The following is an 18,043-nucleotide window of genomic DNA, read 5'->3' on the forward strand; positions in this document are numbered from 1 at the left end:
TTAGCAAGCAAGTATAAGGAGAAAAAATGGCGAGAGATTCTCAAGTGATCTTAACGAATATGTGTTTAGTGGAGGACGATCAAGGGCGTTTTGTCATGCAGATCCGTGACCCTGAGCGCTATGCATGGGATGGGGCAGCACTACCCGGCGGGCACATTGAAGAAAAGGAAAGCCTGCAAGCCTCTGTCATCCGTGAAATCTATGAAGAGACGGGGCTTACTATCTTTAATCCGAAGTTGGTTGGGGTCAAACATTTCCATACTAGAGGGGATGAGATCCGTTATCTGGTTTTTCTCTACCGTACTTCTGAGTTTACAGGTGATATTCAGCCGTCTATTGAAGGTGAAGTTGTTTGGGTCAGTCGTGAGGATATTCAGGCTGGCAAGGTTGCCTTGGCGGATTCGATGGCTGACATTTTAGATTTTTATTTTAATAATGATGCCTCAGAGCTTTTTTATGAGCGCGATGAGGCAGGGATTTTACAGCGGATTTTTCTGTGAGAAGAAAGGAGAGCTGGGTGATGACAATCAGACCAGTGACTGAGGATACGGTTAGCGCTTGGGCACAACTGGCTGCGCGGGTTTGGCATTCAAACTCCGAAACACTTAGGCAAGCCTTTTTGGCAGGTCAATTTCCCTATGAATTTCTTTACTGGCAAGGAGAAGATGCTGTGGGGTTTATCAGTTTGTCTCTACGTCAAGATTATGTAGAAGGAAGTCATAACAGACCTACGGCCTTTTTGGAGGGCATTTACGTCTTGCCGAATTACCGAAAACAAGGCTTAGCCAGCGCCATGGTTGATTATGCCAAGGCTTGGACGCGTCAGCAAGGGTTGCAGCAATTGGCTTCTAACTGTGAGCTCGCAAATGAAGTGAGTCAGGCTTTTCATCAGTCTTTAGGGTTTCAGGAAGTGTCTCGAACGGTTCATTATCTCATGGATACGGCGGCAGATTAGCGTGTGGAGGATTTTGTGGGAAAAAGACTATATCTCATGCGTCATGGGCAAGATGATGAGACCTATTTAGGAGGTTGGAGTCAGAGTTCTTTGACGACTGCTGGTAAGATTCACATTCAAGAAATTGCTGGTCAGTTGGCTTTTCAGGAGAATATCAAGCATCTTTTTTCGAGTGACCTTTTGCGGGCCAAGCAGACTGCTGAAATTCTTTCAGAAGCTTTGTTGCTTCCGATTACCTTTATGGAGCAGTTTCGGGAAACGAACAATGGTGATTTGGCGGACTTGACCTTTGAGGCTTTTCAAGAGCAGTTTCCGGGTTTTTATTGGCGGACATTGGCGGAGGAACAGACCTATCCAAATGGGGAAAGCCCAGCAACTTTTTTTCAAAGAATCAAGAGTGCTTGGTTTGAGTTTAAAAAAGCTGCGCCAGACCAGAGTTTGTTGGTGACACATGGTGGCGTCATCAATGCTATCTTGTGTTTAGAAAACAATCGTCCATTTACGAACAAAAGAGTTGACTATCCTGTATCACACGGGCAAATGGTGGCTTTGGAATTTTAAAAACAAGTGATTCTTCAACACTTTCATTCAAGATTATTTTTTCGCTAGTCATTGTTATTTTTTCCTAAAATCCCTTGATTATCGAAAACAGAGCTCCCATCAAATAATCTTGGGCTGGGAAAAGTCTAACGCTCTATCATTCTTAGACAGTAAAAGCAGATTGTTGCAGTGAGCTTGTCTATCAACTCCCAGTCTGAGCCTGAAAATGACAAAACAATTTTTTAGTTGGTTGGAGTGCCCATTCCCTCTGATAGATTAGAAATATAAGGAAGGAGTCTTATGCCTGAATTACCTGAAGTTGAAACGGTGCGTCGTGGTTTGGAAAAATTGGTTCTGGGGCGGACAATTGCTTCGGTTGATGTCCGTGTGCCTCGGATGGTAACGCCTGAACCAGAAGTTTTTTGCTTAACAGTTGCTGGTCAGACTATCCAGAGCCTTGCTCGTCGGGGGAAATACCTCATTTTTGAGCTGGACGAATGTCTCATGATTTCTCATCTAAGGATGGAAGGAAAATACTTACTTTTTGACAATCAGGTGCCTGATAATAAGCACTTTCATGTCTTTTTTAGGCTGGATGATGGGGCGACCTTGGTTTATCAGGATGTCCGCAAGTTTGGCACTCTGGAGTTGATCAGAAAGACTGATTTAGAGGTATTCTTTGCTCAGAAGAAAATTGGTCCTGAGCCAACGAGGGAAGATTTCAAACTTGAGCCGTTTGAGTCAGCTCTGCTATCTTCCAAAAAGAAAATCAAACCTTACCTTTTAGAGCAGAGCTTAGTGGCTGGTCTGGGGAATATCTATGTGGATGAGGTCCTTTGGGCGGCGCGTGTGCACCCTGAGACAGTGGTAGCGACACTCAAAAAAGCGCAGATCAAGCGGCTCCACGATGAGACGATTCGGATTTTGCAGCTGGGTGTAGAAAAGAGGGGGTCAACTATTAGGACCTATCGCAATGCTCTAGGAGAAGATGGAACTATGCAGGATTTTCTCAAGGTTTACGGTCGGACAGGTCAGCCTTGCGAGCGTTGCGGAACCGCTATTTGGAAAATTAAAGTAGGAGGGCGGGGCAGTCATTTCTGCCCGCGGTGTCAAAAGATATGAGCAAGATTATCGGCATTACAGGCGGTATCGCCTCTGGCAAGTCAACAGTGGTCGATTACCTGCGTGGACGTGACTATACCATTATTGATGCAGATCAGGTGGTGCATGAATTGCAGGCCAAGGGTGGAAAACTTTATTATGCTCTTGTAGACTGGTTGGGTCAGGAGATTCTGACAGAATCAGGAGATTTGAACCGAGAAAAGCTAGCCGAGCTTATCTTTTCCAATGAGGAAAATAAAGCGCAGTCTTCTCGAATTCAAGATGCGATTATTCGTGAGGAGTTGGCCGCTCGCAAGGAGCGTTTAGCTCAGGAAGAAGACGTCTTTTTCATGGACATTCCTTTGCTTTATGAGCTTGGCTACGAAGGATGGTTTGATGCTGTTTGGGTTATCTATGTTGATCGAAAAGTCCAGTTAGAACGCTTGATGGTACGAAACGGGTTGACAGCGATTGAGGCTCAACAACGCCTAGCTTCACAAGGTCTTCTATCTGAGAAACGAGATCGTGCTGACCTGGTCATTGACAATAACGGCAGACGGTACGAAACCTATAAGCAACTGGATAAAGCTTTGGATGCCCTATCGCTTTTTTAGGCGGAATTTCTGGTATAATAGTGGGAAAAGAACAGGTTTTAAATGAAGGAGATCTTATGACAAGGATTCAAGTGGCTAAAGGGAGAATTCCCATTGAAATGGAGCTCGGCATGCTTAATCGTCACGGCTTGATTGCAGGGGCGACAGGTACTGGTAAGACTGTAACACTCAAGGTCATTGCCGAGCAGTTGAGTTTGGCTGGTGTGCCTGTTTTTTTAGCAGATATTAAGGGAGATTTGACTAGTCTTGCCAAGCCGGGTGAAGTAACTGAAAAATTGGCCGCTCGCTTAGAAAAATTAGGCATCACAGATTTTGAACCACGAGCTTTTCCTGTACGCCTTTGGGATGTGTTCGGAGAGCAGGGGCATCCTGTGCGGACGACGGTTTCTGAGATGGGGCCCATGCTCTTATCTCGCCTTTTGAACCTCAATGATACGCAAACAGGTGTCCTTAACATTGTCTTTAAGATTGCAGATGAGAAGGGCTGGCTTTTGATTGATCTTAAAGATTTACAGGCGATTTTGCGGGAGCTGGCTGATAACAGCAAGGAGTATACAGGTGTTTATGGCAATATTGCTAAGGCAACGGTCGGTGCGATTCAGCGTAGCCTGTTGGCTTTGGAGCAAGAGGGAGGTCATATCTTCTTTGGAGAACCAGGGCTGAATTTGGCTGATTTTATGCAGTTAGACGCTGATGGTCGAGGGATAATTAATGTTCTCAGTGCCAATAAACTTTTCCAGTCACCCTTGCTTTACTCGACTTTTCTTCTTTGGATGTTGGCAGAGCTCTACGAAATGTTACCAGAAGTAGGTGATGTGGACAAACCTAAATTGGTCTTCTTCTTTGACGAGGCCCATCTTCTTTTTAAGGATGCTCCTAAGGTCTTCGTGGACAAGGTCGAACAAATCGTTCGTTTGGTTCGCTCTAAGGGGGTCGGTGTCTTCTTCGTGACGCAAAATCCGATCGATTTACCTGAGGCAGTCTTGGCTCAACTTGGTAACCGCGTCCAGCATGCGCTTAGAGCTTACACGCCAAAGGAACTCAAGGCGGTTAAGACTGCTGCTGAGACTTTCCGTCAAAATCCAGAGCTTGATGTGACAACGACCATTACTGAGCTGGAAGTTGGTGAAGCACTGATTTCCTTCCTTAATGAATCCGCGCAACCTAGTGTGGTGGAACGCGCTTTTGTCTTTCCGCCGCTCAGCAGTTTTGGTACAGTAGATGCTATGACTATCCAAGGGCTGATTAACCAGTCGCCGCTGGACGCGAAATACCGCGAGACCTTGGATCGAGAATCAGCTTTCGAATTATTAGCAGCCAAAATTTTGAAGGATGAGCAGGATAAGGCTATGGCAGCAGAGCAAGCACGTCTTGAAAAAGAACGCAAGGCTCTTGAAAAAGAGCAAAAGCGCGTCAGTAGCACTCGCCGCCCGCGTACTGCTGTTGAGAAAGCGACAGATAGCTTTATCAACTCAGCTGTGCGAACGATTGGTCGCGAGCTGGCTAGAGGTATTTTGGGAAGTCTACGCGGTAAGCGCTAGACTTCCTATCTGACAGATGATATACAGAAGGTGAGCGACAGGTGCGAGTTAAGATCAATTTGAAATGCAGTACATGTGGCCGACTAAACTACTTGACCAGTAAGAACAACAAGACCCATCCTGAAAAAATTCAAGTTCCCAAATTTTGCCCAAAGGAAAGAAAAGTAACCTTGCATATTGAAAGTAAATAGCTTTTGTGGTAAAATAGGGAGAATTGATTTTAGAAAGTGACGACTATGTACAACTTATTATTAACAGTTTTCTTAATTTTATCGGTTATTACTGTGATTGTGATTTTTATGCAGCCAACCAAAAACCAGTCTTCAAACGTTTTTGATGCTAGTTCTGGTGCGCTTTTCGAGCGTACCAAAGCGCGTGGTTTTGAAGCAGTGATGCAACGTTTGACAGGGATTTTGATTTTTCTCTGGTTAGCAGTTGCTCTAGCTTTGGCCATTATTTCAAGTCAATAAAGCAGACAAAGGGCCGAACAGGTCCTTTTCTATTTTGCCAGAAGAAAAGGATTGAGGAGCCATGGCTCATAACAGTCGAGCTCATTCTTAAAAACAAGCGAATGGAAGACAGTTATGAGCAATGCAGAACGTGTTCATCAAGACGAGGTGCCGAGCTGTTCGTTTGATTTTCGAAGGGGATTAGCATCTCTAGAGGTCCTTGGCACTGAACTTGTTTGGTGCGGCACTCTTGCAATTGATGGATTTTGAAACAGCGGGCCCTTGCTGGATGACAGATTCTGGATAGGTTTGGTTTAGTCGTCGGGCTTTGCGCCCAGAGAAAGGATACATGAAAACAGATATTTTAAACTTACTAAAGGATCAAGGTGCCATGACCATGGACGCCTTGGCGGAAGCCTTGGGACAATCGTCTGCCAAAGGTTTCACAGAGCTGGTCAAGACGGTTTCTAGGATGGAATCTCAGCGGCAATTGACTTTCAAAAAGGATGGGACTATCGATCTCAGAGAGAAAAAGGCTAAGCCGATAACCTTGAAAGGGCATTTTTCTGCCCACAAGAGTGGCTTTGGCTTTGTCAAACTAGAAGATAGTGATGAGGAGGTCTTCGTTGGGCGCAATGATGTGGGATATGCCATTGATGGTGACACCGTTGAGCTTGTTGTAACGAAGCCTGCTGACCGTCTCAAAGGAACAGTGGCAGAGGCTCGGATTGTTGATGTTTTGGAGCACAGTCTGACCACTGCGGTTGGCACTCTTGTTCTTGACGATGAAAAGCCTAAATACGTTGGTTATATTCGCAGTAAAAACCAAAAGATTTCCCAGCTGATCTATGTCAAAAAGCCTGCTCTTGTCTTTAAGGGGACAGAGGTGATTAAGGTTGACATTGTCAAGTATCCGACCCGTCACCATGACTTCTTTGTGGCAGAATTACGGGAAGTGGTGGGACATGTGGACGACCCAGGGATTGATGTTTTGGAAATCTTGGAGAGTATGGATATCGCTTCAGAATTTCCAGAGGTTGTGTTAGCAGAGGCTGCTGCCATTCCAGATAAGCCGACGGAGGAAGATTTCAAGGGGCGTTTGGATCTGAGAGATGAGATCATTTTTACCATCGATGGTGCAGATGCCAAGGACTTGGATGATGCTATTCATATTAAAGAGCTGCCCAATGGCCACTTTGAGCTTGGAGTTCACATTGCTGATGTGTCTTACTATGTTAAGGAAGGTTCTGCTCTGGATCAGGAAGCTCTTAATCGAGGGACCTCTGTTTATGTGACGGACCGCGTGGTACCGATGCTGCCAGAGCGGTTGTCTAATAGCATTTGCTCGCTCAATCCTAATGTGGATCGTTTGACCCAGTCAGCCATTATGGAAATCAATGACAAGGGGCGCGTGGTTAACTACCGGCTGGCTCAGACAATCATCAAGACAACCTACCGTATGACCTATAGTGCAGTGAATGATATGATTGCAGGTGATCAGGAAACCTTGTCAGAGTTTGCTAAGATTGTGGTCTCTGTTGAGCTTATGGTCAAGCTTCATAAGATTTTGGAAAACATGCGAACCCGTCGAGGAGCTCTTAACTTTGATACCAAAGAGGCTAAAATTCTGGTCAACAAGCTTGGTAAGCCTGTGGATATCGCTCTGCGCCAGCGCGGTATTGCGGAGCGCATGGTTGAGTCCTTTATGCTGGTAGCTAATGAAACGGTAGCTGAGCATTTTGATAGATTAGAGCTACCGTTTATCTACCGAATTCATGAAGAGCCAAAGGCCGAGAAACTCCAGACCTTTATGGATTATGCCGCGACGTTTGGGATTCCTATCCGAGGAACTGCTAGTCAGATTGGTCAAGAAGCTCTTCAGGACTTTATGGCCAAGGTGGCTGGTCAGCCAAACAGCGAAGTTCTCTCTATGATGCTCTTACGTTCTATGCAGCAGGCGCGTTATGCCGAGCATAATCACGGACACTACGGCTTAGCTGCAGACTATTATACCCACTTCACCAGCCCGATTCGCCGCTATCCTGATCTCATGGTCCATCGAATGCTACGGGATTATGGGCAAAAAGCTGCGCAAGAAACGGTCGATCACTTCGCAGCTGTTGTTCCTGAGGTTGCTAGCCAGTCTAGCCGACTCGAACGCCGGGCGATTGATGCCGAGCGTGAGGTTGAGGCGATGAAGAAAGCTGAGTTTATGCAGGACTTTGTCGGTGACGAATTTGATGCGGTTGTCTCAAGTGTTGTGAAGTTTGGACTTTTTGTCGAGTTACCAAATACAGTTGAAGGGCTTATCCATGTGACCAATTTGCCAGAATATTTTCATTACAACGAACGCACGATGACCCTCCAAGGGGAAAAATCAGGTGTCGTTTTCCGAGTTGGTCAGCCAGTCCGTATCAAATTGATCAAGGCTGAAAAATCAACTGGTGAGATTGACTTTGAGTGGGTACCGTCAGATGTGGATGTGGTGGAAAAACGCACCAAATTAGGCAAGGACCGGCAAGAAACCCGCCGCAGAAGACCAGTCTCGTCTCGGTCCGATGCCACCAAGAGTAAGGGCGGGCAGAAAAACAAGAAGGCAGCCAGCAAGAAAAAAGGCAAGAAACCCTTTTACAAAGAAATAGCCAAAAAAGGAGGAACACATGGCAAAAGGCGAAGGACAGGTCGTCGCGCAAAATAAAAAAGCGCGCCATGATTACACCATTGTAGATACTGTTGAAGCGGGCATGGTTCTGACAGGGACGGAGATTAAGAGCGTACGTGCGGCTCGCATTCAGCTTAAGGACGGCTTTGCACAAATTAAGCGGGGGGAAGCTTGGCTCAGCAATGTCCATATCGCCCCTTATGATGAGGGGAATATTTGGAATCAGGATCCTGAGCGGACTCGAAAGTTGTTATTACGCCGCAAGCAAATCAATGCCTTAGAGCAGGAGCTCAAAGGTTCAGGCATGACACTAGTGCCGCTCAAGGTCTACCTCAAGGACGGCTACGCCAAAGTTCTTTTGGGGCTCGCTAAGGGGAAACACGACTACGACAAGCGCGATTCCATCAAAAAACGCGAGCAAGACCGTGATATCAAACGCCAGATGAAGAACTTCAATGGACGGTAATCAGAAGTTATAGTCGATTGAAACGGGATTATCAATGTATTAGAGCCTAATCAGCAGTGGTTCATTGTCGTTAAAGCGCCTAATGATCTTTGCAGGGGTAAGACTAAGTTGGCGGGTCAACAGGTCTTACTCCCAACCACTGCGTTGAGATGTTGACGCAAACGATGAGTGGTGAGGTTGGCCTTTTTGCTAGCCTTTTTATTTGTTAGATTTTGACTTTTCAGTTGGCCCGTTTAATCATTTTCTATTTTGTTCAAAAATTTTTGCTTTTCCAGCTTCTTTTTGATAAGTTAATGATAACGATATAAACTAGGTGGAAATAGTATGTCACTGAAAAAGGCCATTTTGGAAAAGGGGCTGGAAGCCTTATTTTCTCAAGCTACGATTGGGATTGAAAAGGAAGGTCAACGGATCGATCTACAAGGAAACATTAGCCAAACACGGCATCCCAAAGCTTTTGGATCTCGGACTTTTCATCCTTATATTCAGACAGATTTTGCGGAGTCGCAGTTGGAGCTGATTACACCGGTCTGTGAGTCATCAGCAGAGGCACTTCGCTTTTTAGGCGCAGTCCATGAAGTGACCTTACAGCAGTTACCTGAAAGCGAGCTGCTTTGGCCTTTTTCAGTACCAGCACTCTTGCCTTCAGAAGATACGATTTTAGAAGCCCAGATGGCAGATGAAGACCGTCATTATCGGGAATATTTGACTGAAAAATACGGCAAATATAAGCAAATGGTGTCTGGCATTCATTATAATTTTGGCCTGACGACAGAATTTTTGAAAAAGCTGGCAGAGGAGGGCGAGTCCTTAGTCGATCTTCGTAACCGGGTCTATATGAAGCTTGCGCGTCAATTTTTGCGTTACCAGTGGCTTCTGGTTTACCTGCTTGGGGCATCACCTTTTGCGCCTGATGCTTATTTTAGGAATGGGGAGGTTTTGAGCAAACCTGTTCGTTCTCTGCGTGCTAGTCGTTTTGGTTATGCCAATGCTCCTGAGATTTCGGTTTCCTTTGACAGTTTGGACGCTTACATCTCAGATCTTCGCCAGCTGGTTGACACAGGGCAGCTTATTGCAGAAAAGGAATTTTACGAAAGTGTTCGCTTTCGTGGAGCCAAGACAGTCCGTGATTTTCCGACAAAGGGGATTCAATATCTGGAGTTCCGCCTCTTTGACCTCAACCCTTTTGCGCCTTATGGCATCACTGCTGAGGATGCTCGCTTTATTCATCTCTTTCTCATGGGGCTACTTTGGATGGAGGAAACTCCAGATTATCGTGTAGGATTTTCTCTCAAGGAAGAAACAGCCTTGGCGCATCCACTTGATTCAGCGCTTGACTTAGCAGAGGCTGAGCAGATTTTTAAAATTTTGTCGGAAATGGCAGAGCTCCTCGACCTACCAGATAGCGATCGTGAACTTTTGGCCACCAAATGTTCCCAGCTGAGACAGCCTGAAAAAACAGTTGGAGGCCAACTCTGGCAGACCTGTCAAGATCAGGAAAGTTTGTTAGCTGTTGGCCTCAATTTAGCCAAGACTTACAAGTCAAAAGTTATGAAACGCCCTTTTGGTCTCCAAGCTTATGCTCAGATGGAGCTCTCGACTCAGGCTTTTCTGGCAGATGCTATTCAGTACGGTTTTCAATTAGAAATTCTAGATGAGCGCGATCAATTTGTCAAGCTGACTTTTGGCAAACATATCGAGTATGTCAAGAATGGCAATATGACCAGTCAAGATAGCTATATTTCCCCTCTTATCATGGAAAATAAAGTCGTGACCAAGAAGATACTGACTCAGGCAGGCTTTGCTGTTCCAGCCAGTATTCAGGTAACGAGTCGTTTTGAAGCTGAACGCTCCTTTGGCTTGGTAGCAAATAGGCCTATCGTGATAAAACCCAAATCGACCAATTATGGACTAGGAATCAGTATCTTTGAGCAAGGAGTGAACGACAAGGCTGATTATTTGGAAGCCATTGAACTGGCTTTGAAAGAAGACAGCGAGGTCATGATTGAGGACTTTCTTGCTGGAACGGAATACCGTTTCTTTGTCCTAGATGGGGAGACAAAGGCTGTCCTCCTGCGCGTGCCAGCGAATGTCACGGGAGACGGTGTGTCAACGGTAAGTCAACTGGTCGCTGCTAAGAATGATAACCTCCTACGAGGCGATGGTAAATCTACACCACTTAAGCAAATCGAGCTTGGAGCTTTAGAACGCCTACAGCTCAAGGCTCAGAGCTATACTGTTGACAGTGTGATTCCAAGTGGCAAAATGGTTTATTTGCGAGCGAATTCTAACATCAGCACAGGTGGTGATTCTATTGACATGACTGATGCTGTGCATCCGTCTTACAAGGACATCGCAGTGGCTATTGCGTCTGCCATAGGAGCAAAAGTTTGCGGAGTGGATCTGATCATTCCTGACATCAGTCTACCAGTGGACAGTAACTCGCAGAGCTACGGGATTATTGAAGCCAATTTTAATCCCATGATGATGATGCATATCTTCCCAGCAGTCGGCCAGTCCCATCGCCTGACAACTGATGTGCTCAAAATGCTTTACCCAGAATATCCGTGGGATAAAAACTAGATAGTTGCAGTATAGACATTCCACTTGCAAATAGTCTATCAACTGTTCTGCTAGGTGTTTAACTAATACACCTTCAGAAATTTCTGTAGAAATAGTACACATACTTTTCTACAGTGTAAAATATAATATTAAACTCTTGTTTATTTAGCACTACACACCAGAGGCGAATCCCATTGTGCAAGTTTTGGAGACAATCAGGATATCAATCAGATCTTTTCATCTCTTGAAGCGGTGATGGATCATCTCTATGATGGAATCAATTCTTTGACAGTAGCTACTATCAAATCAATAACGGTATATATTAGCCATTAAATTAGAATCAGTATAAGAGACAAAAGGACTCAGAGTGCATGAGTCCTTTTGTACTGTTTACAGATACTGTAATAAAATCAGTTTAATGAGAATATATCCATAAATGTTTGGTAGTTTGCCTCTTTTAAAAGTTTTGTCTGAAGTTTATCAGAACTGATAAAATCTAATAACTGATCATAAAATTGTTGCATTTGATTAGAATTTTCTGAGTTGATTGCGAACAGAAAGACAAATTTTACTATTTTGTCATCCCAGATAATTCCCTTTGGTGCAATAACTGGAAAGATAGAGCTTTTTATAACACTGTCACCTAATGGGTGAGGAACTGCGATAGAATCAGAAATGGTTGTGGAAGAAATTTCTTCACGCTTTTGAATATCCTTCAAGAAATTAGAATTTACTAGTCCTTGTTCTAGTAATTTATTATTTAATAAATGTAAGACATCTTCTTTTTTTGTTCTTTCTTCAAGGACTAAAAACCTATTTATTGAGAAAAGATCATCGTTACTTTCTAAGAAATTCAATTCAGAAAGTTTATTTTCGATTTGATTCATTGAAGTATCTAAATCATCAATATTTATTTGGATAACTGGGAAGTCTGAAGTTTTTATCGGAACTGTAGAGATGATGATGTCAAATTTTTCAAGGTCCTCCGTATTTTGGAAGGTAGAATAAGAAAATTTTACAATTTTTGCGAAGCGATTTGGGAAATGTCGCTTTATTTTAGCCTCTATGATTGAGCTAAATGTTCTTCCATTACCACATATTATTGCTAAAGAAAGTTGTTTAAGTGTAGAAGTGCTATCACGTTCAATTGCATTAGCAAAATGGAGCGCAATGTAAGAAATCTCATCCTCAGAAAAATGAATATTATAGTTACGAACAATCTCTTGACTACAATTAATTGCTAAGTCAAACGCATAGGGGAAACTGTTCTTTATAGTTTCAAGAAGGGGATTATTTCTATTCCCCTTAATGACCTGTACCTTAAGAAATAGCTTAATATGCTCAAGTAGATTTTTTTCTAAAGAGCTATCAAGTACCCAAGCTGAACTACTTAGGGACTTCAAGAAATTTTGAATTGTTTTTACAATCTCTTCAGCTAATTGTTGGTTAGATTTGGTTAAACTATCGTCAATAAAATTAGGATAGTTTTCTGCTATACAAAACTGCAGGTAGTCTTTTTCCATATCAGAAAAAATTAAATTAAACTCACTCTCTACTTCTTGAATAAAATTCTCAACAATTTTGGCTGAGTGCCTATCTAATTTTATGCTCTGATTAAAGTTTTTTAGTGTGTGCCCAGATTTTACTCGACTTGCTGCTAGAAGTAAGCTAGAGAAAATATTGCGATAAAAATAATCCGAATCTAAGTGAATCATATTTGAAAAATAGTTTAAAAAGATATCATTAAATTGTCTATAGCTGATGTTATTACATATATTTCTGTCAACTGTAATTGAGCCAGTCAAATAGTCAGTCAGGTTTTCTTTGAAGATTAGGTTAATGATGGCAGACCTAATATTTTGTTCTTCACCTTCTAATCTATATCCCAAGTTACTTTTGTTTGCAATTTTAAGACTGTAGGGAGATAAATACTGCTTTAGGATTCGAAAGTCACTATACAAAGTATTTTGGCTAACAAATAAGATGGATTGTAGGTATTCTTGTGTTATATAAGAATTGTTTGTCAAAAATAGCCTAATAAGATAAGTTAAGCGGGAGGTAGAAGTCGTAAATAAGAATGTACCTGTATCTTGATTATTCCAGAAAGTGTCAAACTCATTTTTATCACTATACTCAATAATATATCCTTGCTTACGAATCAGGACGATGTGTGCACCATGTTTAACTATATAGTCATTAATTGTATTTATATCAGAGCGAATTGTCCTGTCGGAAACATTACAGTATGAGCTGATTTCTTCAATATGAATAGCTTCTTCTCTTTGTACTAGAAGATTCAAAATATTATCAAGTCTCTGATAGTCAAAAATGGACATGGTAAACACCTCCTCAATTTATACAGTATCTTTATTTTAACATAAAACCTCTATAGGACTTTTTACCCTTTTTCCGAATAAAAGTTGAAAAAATTGTAAAATATTTTTTAATTTTTTCCAGGAGGAAAGTGGAAAAAAGTGTTAGTGACAACCCCTATTTTGGGTGTTATCATTAGTTTGTAAATGCAAGGAGGAAGAGATGTGAAGTTTGATAGAAAAAATATTTTATTAGATGTAGATGCTAAAGATAAACTTGAATTGTTTGGCATAATTGCTAATTATGCTCTAAAAAATGAAATTGTAGATGATAAAGAAAAGTTGGTCAATGCATTTTTAGAAAGGGAGTCTGAAGTTTCTACAGGTCTTCAAGATTCATTTGCTATTCCACATGCAAAATCAGATTTTATAAAATTGCCAATGATGCTCTTTTTGAAATTACAAAATCCTATTGAGTGGGAGACATTTGATGATAAGCCGGTATCAAATGTATTCGCTTTACTAGTACCAAGTAAGTTTGAAGGTACTCTTCACCTAGAAATGATAAGCAGAATTGCTACGTCTCTACTAGAAGATGAATTTACCAATTCAGTTAAAAACTCATCTGATATAGATGAATTGGAAAAACAAATCAATAAAGCAATGGAAGGAGCTTATTAATATGAAAATTGTAGGAATTACTTCTTGCCCTGCAGGATTAGCCCATACACCAATGGCAGCTAAGGCACTAGAAAAAGCTGGACCCAAATTAGGTCATGAAGTTCGAATTGAACAACAAGGTTCGATGGGACAAGTCAACAAACTTACTCCACAAGAAATTTCTGAAGCTGATTTTGTCTTATTAGCAACGGATCAGAAAATTGTTGGTCAAGAACGTTTCGAAGGTAAAAAACAAATTCGTGTCAATATTGCAACTTGCATTAAAGCACCTGAAGCAGTCCTTACTAAATGTGCAGATGCAGTAGCAAAATCAAACTAATTAATATAAGGAGAATATAGAGATGAAAAAATTTCTAAATAATGCTAAAGGTCACTTGATGACTGGGATTAGTTATGCCCTCCCTATGATTATTGGTGCATCATTAGTAGTAGCAATTCCTAAGATGATTGCTCTAGCTATGGGGATTACAAGTTTAGATCCATTCGCTGAGACAGGTGGATTTGAACACTATTTATATCAAATTGAACAGGTTGGTTGGACAGGTATTGGACTAATTAATACTGTACTTGCAGGTTTCATTGCCTATTCGATTGCTGATAAAGCTGCTCTTGGAGCAGGTTTGATTGGTGGAGCTATCGCTTCAAAAACAAATGCAGGCTTCCTCGGTGCAATGATTGCAGGTTTTGTTGCAGGTTATGTGGTAGTTTGGTGCAAAAATAATGTAAAAGTTCCTGAAAAATACAATGGTATCTTACCTTTGATTGTCTTCCCACTCTTTGCAACAATGTCAGTTGCTCTAGTGATGGGGGTCCTGCTTGCTGGACCTCTTGGTGCAATAAATACTAGTCTCGTTGCTTGGATTAAAGAAATGATTGAGAATGATGTCAATAAGATTGTTCTTGCGCTTATTATGGGAGCAATGATTGGTTCCGACCTGGGAGGCCCAATTAATAAAGCCTCTTGGATGGCAGGTAATGTATTGTTAGCAGAAGGAATTTATTTACCAGCAATTATCGTTAATGTAGCAATCTGTGCTGTACCAATGGGATATGCTTTGGCTTCATTATTCCACAAGGATAAGATGAGTGATGAATTGCTTGATGCAAGTCGGAATAACTATGTAATGGGCTTTATTGGAATTACTGAAGGAGCTATTCCGTTTACAATGGTTAATCCATTGAAACTTGTGCCAGTAAATATGATTGGTGGAGCCTTAGCATCAGCGATTGGTATTGCTTTAGGAATGTACGATAAAATGCCGCCAGTAGGTGGAGTATATGGCTTCTTTACAGTTGGTAACGGATGGGCTTACCTAGTTGGATTGTTTGCAGGTGCGGCATTCATTGGTTTTGTAGCTCCTAAATTGGTTAACTTTAAAGAGACTAATTCAACAGAAGAAATCGGTGTTGATGATATCGAAATTAGTTTCGAGTAATACAGTATTGTTAGCACATATCTCATGATATGTGCTTTTTCTTAGAAAGGATTTAACATGAAGAAAACAGTGCACGTCGTACCGCATTCTCACTGGGATAGAGAATGGTACTTCACAACAAGTCGTTCAAAAATATATTTGATGAACAACCTTAAGAAGATTATAAAACTTTTAAAAGATAATAATGGCTATGATCGCTATACCTTAGACGGTCAAGCTTCATTACTAGATGACTATTTAGCATGGTGCCCAGAGGACAAGGAAGTTATTAAAGAACTTGTTCAAGAAGGCAAACTTATCATTGGTCCTTGGTATACGCAAACAGATCAAATGGTTATTTCTGGAGAGAGTATTGTCCGAAATATGCTCTATGGGATGAATATCTCTGAGGAATTCGGAGGTTATATGAATGTTGGGTACGTCCCAGATTCATTTGGTCAGTCCGCAGCTATGCCACAAATTTATAAAGAGTTTGGAATAGATGACACTCTTTTTTGGAGAGGAGTAAGTGACGATGATGTCCAACATTCTGAGTTTAAATGGCGAGGAGAGGATGGTTCAGTCGTTAATGCCTACCAAATTCAATCCGGTTACTATATAGGTGGGGATATTCCTGAGGATGAAGATGAGTTGAAAGAGTATCTTCGTAAGGAACCTTACAGTCGTATTTGGCCAAAAAGCACAACAAATCAAGTAGTTTTTCCTAACGGATTTGACCAAGCACCGGCTCGTGAAAATCTAGTTGAATTGCTGGAAAGGATGAGAAAAAATTATCAGGATGAGTACGATTTTCAAATTTCTACCTATATCGATTATATTAAAGCAATTAAGGAGCAACACCCTGAACTAGAAGAAGTTGCTGGAGAACTTTTAAATGGTAAGTTAATGCGTATCCATAAATCGATTTTCTCTTCTCGATCTGATTTAAAAAAATTAAATACTCAAGTTCAAAATTACCTAGTAAATGTTCTTGAGCCACTACTTTCATTATCTTGGAATCTAGGTTTTGATTATCCAGTTGAAATTATAAAAGAAATATGGAAGTTAATGTTTGAGAATGCTGCTCATGATTCTATAGGTTCATGTGTTTCGGATACTACAAATGAGGATGTGTATCTCCGATATAAAAAAGCACGTGATTTAGCAGAGAACTTGGCAGAGTTAAAAATGCGTGAAATTGTAATGCATTTGAATTGTAACGAGACGATTACAGCGACTGCATTTAATCTCTCAGGTCGTCACAAGAAAGGTATTGTTGAGACAGAATTTTACGTCCCACAGCTTGATTTTGCGATTAAAGATGAGGCTGGAAATGAGTATGTGTACACGATTACCTCATACGAAGACCAAACAGATTACATTTTGGGACAAGGAAATGTTTTAGATTCTGCTAGAGATACTTATAAACCAGAGAAAGTTTATAAAGTAGCGATTGCTATTGCATTTGATAATTTACCGACTTTTGGATATAAGAATTTTTATCTTGATTTATCTCATGATAGTCATCATAAACAAGAAGTTGGTTCCTATCAAGTAATTGAAAATGAGTTTTACAGTATTTTAGTTAACTCTAATAATACTTTAGATATCCTTGATAAAGAGTCTGGTAAACTATACAAAAATCAAGCAGTTTTACAAGAAAATGGTGATGATGGTGATTCGTTCAACTATTCTCCACCAAGAAAAGACTTAATAACGGAATCATCAGAGTTTACACCGGAGGTTCAAGTAACCGGTTCAGATATCATTCAAAACATGACCCTTACTTATGAATTTATGGTTCCAGAAAATCTTGAAAACCGTGCAAAAGGGTTGAGAAACAGTAAATTACCAGTTCGTTTAACAGTAACATTAAAATCTGGTTCACCAGTCATCGAGTTTGGATTTACTGTTGATAATCGCTTTGTCGATAGTCATCGTATGTGTGTGCTATTTAATAGTGAAATTGCATCTAAATTCTCAAAAGCTGATCACCAATTTGGTTCTATAAAACGTCCGGTGGTAAGGGAAGAAATGAAGCTATGGGAAAAAGAGCCAGAGAAATGGAATGAGGTACCTATTGCGATTGAAACATGTCAGTCATATGTTACACTTGATAATGAAGATAGAGGGGTTGCAGTAATTCCTAAAGGCGTAAGAGAATATGAAATTATTGGTGATGACTTTGATAAGATACGTTTGACACTCTTTAGAACATATGGATATATGGGACGAGAAAATCTTTTGTACCGCCCAGGTCGCGCATCGGGAGAGACAGTTATTACGACTCCAGACGCTCAGTGCCATAAAGTAATGAATTTTGAGTTTTCAGCGATTTATTATCAAGGTGATATGAATAGCTACAAGCTTGCAACAGTTGTTAGTAACTATTTGAAAGATGTTCAGGTCTATCAATATTCAGATTACTTAAATACACGCTTGCGCTTTACACAGTTTGATGTTAAAAAGTATTTACCGATGGAATACTCAATATTTAGTATTGATGGAGATGGTGTTTTAAGCGTAGTGAAGAAAGCTGAGAAAAAAGACGGGTACATTATTCGTTTATTCAATGGGGATTATAAGAATACCAATAACATCAGTATTAGTTTTTATAATAAGCCAACAGTTATTGAACTTGTCGACTTGAAAGAGGATACTAAACAAGTTGTTAATCCACAAAAAATGGTATTATCAGAGTTGGGGCATAATAAATTTATCACCTTATACGTTGAATTCTAACAC

Annotated in this window: 16 protein-coding genes; 15 read left to right on the plus strand and 1 reads right to left on the minus strand. The window is 41.1% G+C overall.

All coding sequences use genetic code 11. From position 1 onward, the window contains the following. Positions 1–26 precede the first annotated feature (26 nt). The 11 genes from A3I5_RS0102130 to gshAB all read left to right on the plus strand — a co-directional run bounded on the left by A3I5_RS0102130 (position 27) and on the right by gshAB (position 10,911). On the plus strand, positions 27–500 hold the full coding sequence (locus A3I5_RS0102130) for an 8-oxo-dGTP diphosphatase (protein WP_018372973.1): 474 nt from the start codon (positions 27–29) through the stop codon (positions 498–500). Further along, positions 497–955: a GNAT family N-acetyltransferase gene (locus A3I5_RS0102135; RefSeq protein WP_282705047.1), complete on the plus strand. Its 459-nt coding sequence runs from the start codon at positions 497–499 to the stop codon at positions 953–955. The genes A3I5_RS0102130 and A3I5_RS0102135 overlap by 4 nt, the downstream gene beginning before the upstream one ends. Before the next feature lie 15 nt (positions 956–970). After that, positions 971–1,516: a histidine phosphatase family protein gene (locus tag A3I5_RS0102140; RefSeq protein ID WP_145955164.1), complete on the plus strand. Its 546-nt coding sequence runs from the start codon at positions 971–973 to the stop codon at positions 1,514–1,516. A 279-nt stretch (positions 1,517–1,795) separates the two neighbouring features. Beyond that, complete coding sequence (gene mutM / locus A3I5_RS0102145; RefSeq protein ID WP_018372976.1) at positions 1,796–2,617, plus strand: DNA-formamidopyrimidine glycosylase; 822 nt, start codon at positions 1,796–1,798, stop codon at positions 2,615–2,617. Beyond that, positions 2,614–3,210 (plus strand): dephospho-CoA kinase, encoded by a 597-nt coding sequence (gene coaE, locus A3I5_RS0102150; protein WP_040834483.1) that lies wholly within the window; start codon positions 2,614–2,616, stop codon positions 3,208–3,210. The genes mutM and coaE overlap by 4 nt, the downstream gene beginning before the upstream one ends. 56 nt (positions 3,211–3,266) lie before the next feature. Continuing rightward, positions 3,267–4,751: a helicase HerA-like domain-containing protein gene (locus tag A3I5_RS0102155; protein WP_018372978.1), complete on the plus strand. Its 1,485-nt coding sequence runs from the start codon at positions 3,267–3,269 to the stop codon at positions 4,749–4,751. 41 nt (positions 4,752–4,792) lie between these two features. Beyond that, entirely contained in the window at positions 4,793–4,942 is a 150-nt protein-coding gene (rpmG, locus tag A3I5_RS12195; protein WP_083903279.1) for a 50S ribosomal protein L33, read from the plus strand. A gap of 45 nt (positions 4,943–4,987) precedes the next feature. After that, positions 4,988–5,221 (plus strand): preprotein translocase subunit SecG, encoded by a 234-nt coding sequence (gene secG, locus A3I5_RS0102160; protein ID WP_018372979.1) that lies wholly within the window; start codon positions 4,988–4,990, stop codon positions 5,219–5,221. A 328-nt stretch (positions 5,222–5,549) separates the two neighbouring features. Continuing rightward, positions 5,550–7,898 carry a ribonuclease R gene (rnr, locus tag A3I5_RS0102165; protein WP_018372980.1) on the plus strand — a complete coding sequence of 783 codons (2,349 nt, stop codon included), beginning with the start codon at positions 5,550–5,552 and terminating at the stop codon, positions 7,896–7,898. Next, complete coding sequence (gene smpB, locus A3I5_RS0102170) at positions 7,861–8,328, plus strand: SsrA-binding protein SmpB (protein ID WP_018372981.1); 468 nt, start codon at positions 7,861–7,863, stop codon at positions 8,326–8,328. Before rnr ends, smpB begins: the two co-directional genes overlap by 38 nt. A 324-nt stretch (positions 8,329–8,652) precedes the next feature. Further along, complete coding sequence (gshAB, locus tag A3I5_RS0102175) at positions 8,653–10,911, plus strand: bifunctional glutamate--cysteine ligase GshA/glutathione synthetase GshB (RefSeq protein WP_018372982.1); 2,259 nt, start codon at positions 8,653–8,655, stop codon at positions 10,909–10,911. Between the two features lie 389 nt (positions 10,912–11,300). Here gshAB and A3I5_RS0102180 read toward each other — a convergent pair whose 3' ends face one another. Next, the gene (locus A3I5_RS0102180) at positions 11,301–13,226 is read right to left on the minus strand and encodes a BglG family transcription antiterminator (RefSeq protein ID WP_018372983.1); all 1,926 of its coding nucleotides are present in this window, start codon (positions 13,224–13,226) and stop codon (positions 11,301–11,303) included. A 201-nt stretch (positions 13,227–13,427) separates the two neighbouring features. On the opposite strand from A3I5_RS0102180, the gene A3I5_RS0102185 reads away from it, so the two are divergent. From A3I5_RS0102185 to mngB, 4 genes are read left to right on the plus strand one after another with little or no spacing between them, the layout of a single operon-like run. Next, positions 13,428–13,883, plus strand: coding sequence for a PTS sugar transporter subunit IIA (locus A3I5_RS0102185; protein ID WP_018372984.1), 456 nt, complete (start codon positions 13,428–13,430; stop codon positions 13,881–13,883). A gap of 1 nt (position 13,884) precedes the next feature. After that, positions 13,885–14,202, plus strand: a complete 318-nt coding sequence (locus A3I5_RS0102190) for a PTS fructose transporter subunit IIB (protein ID WP_018372985.1) — start codon at positions 13,885–13,887, stop codon at positions 14,200–14,202. A 22-nt stretch (positions 14,203–14,224) separates the two neighbouring features. Further along, positions 14,225–15,319 (plus strand): PTS fructose transporter subunit IIC, encoded by a 1,095-nt coding sequence (locus A3I5_RS0102195; RefSeq protein WP_018372986.1) that lies wholly within the window; start codon positions 14,225–14,227, stop codon positions 15,317–15,319. Between the two features lie 57 nt (positions 15,320–15,376). Continuing rightward, positions 15,377–18,040: a mannosylglycerate hydrolase gene (gene mngB, locus A3I5_RS0102200; RefSeq protein WP_018372987.1), complete on the plus strand. Its 2,664-nt coding sequence runs from the start codon at positions 15,377–15,379 to the stop codon at positions 18,038–18,040. Positions 18,041–18,043 lie beyond the last annotated feature (3 nt).

The sequence above is a fragment of the Streptococcus merionis DSM 19192 genome (assembly GCF_000380085.1).
Classification (GTDB): domain Bacteria; phylum Bacillota; class Bacilli; order Lactobacillales; family Streptococcaceae; genus Streptococcus; species Streptococcus merionis.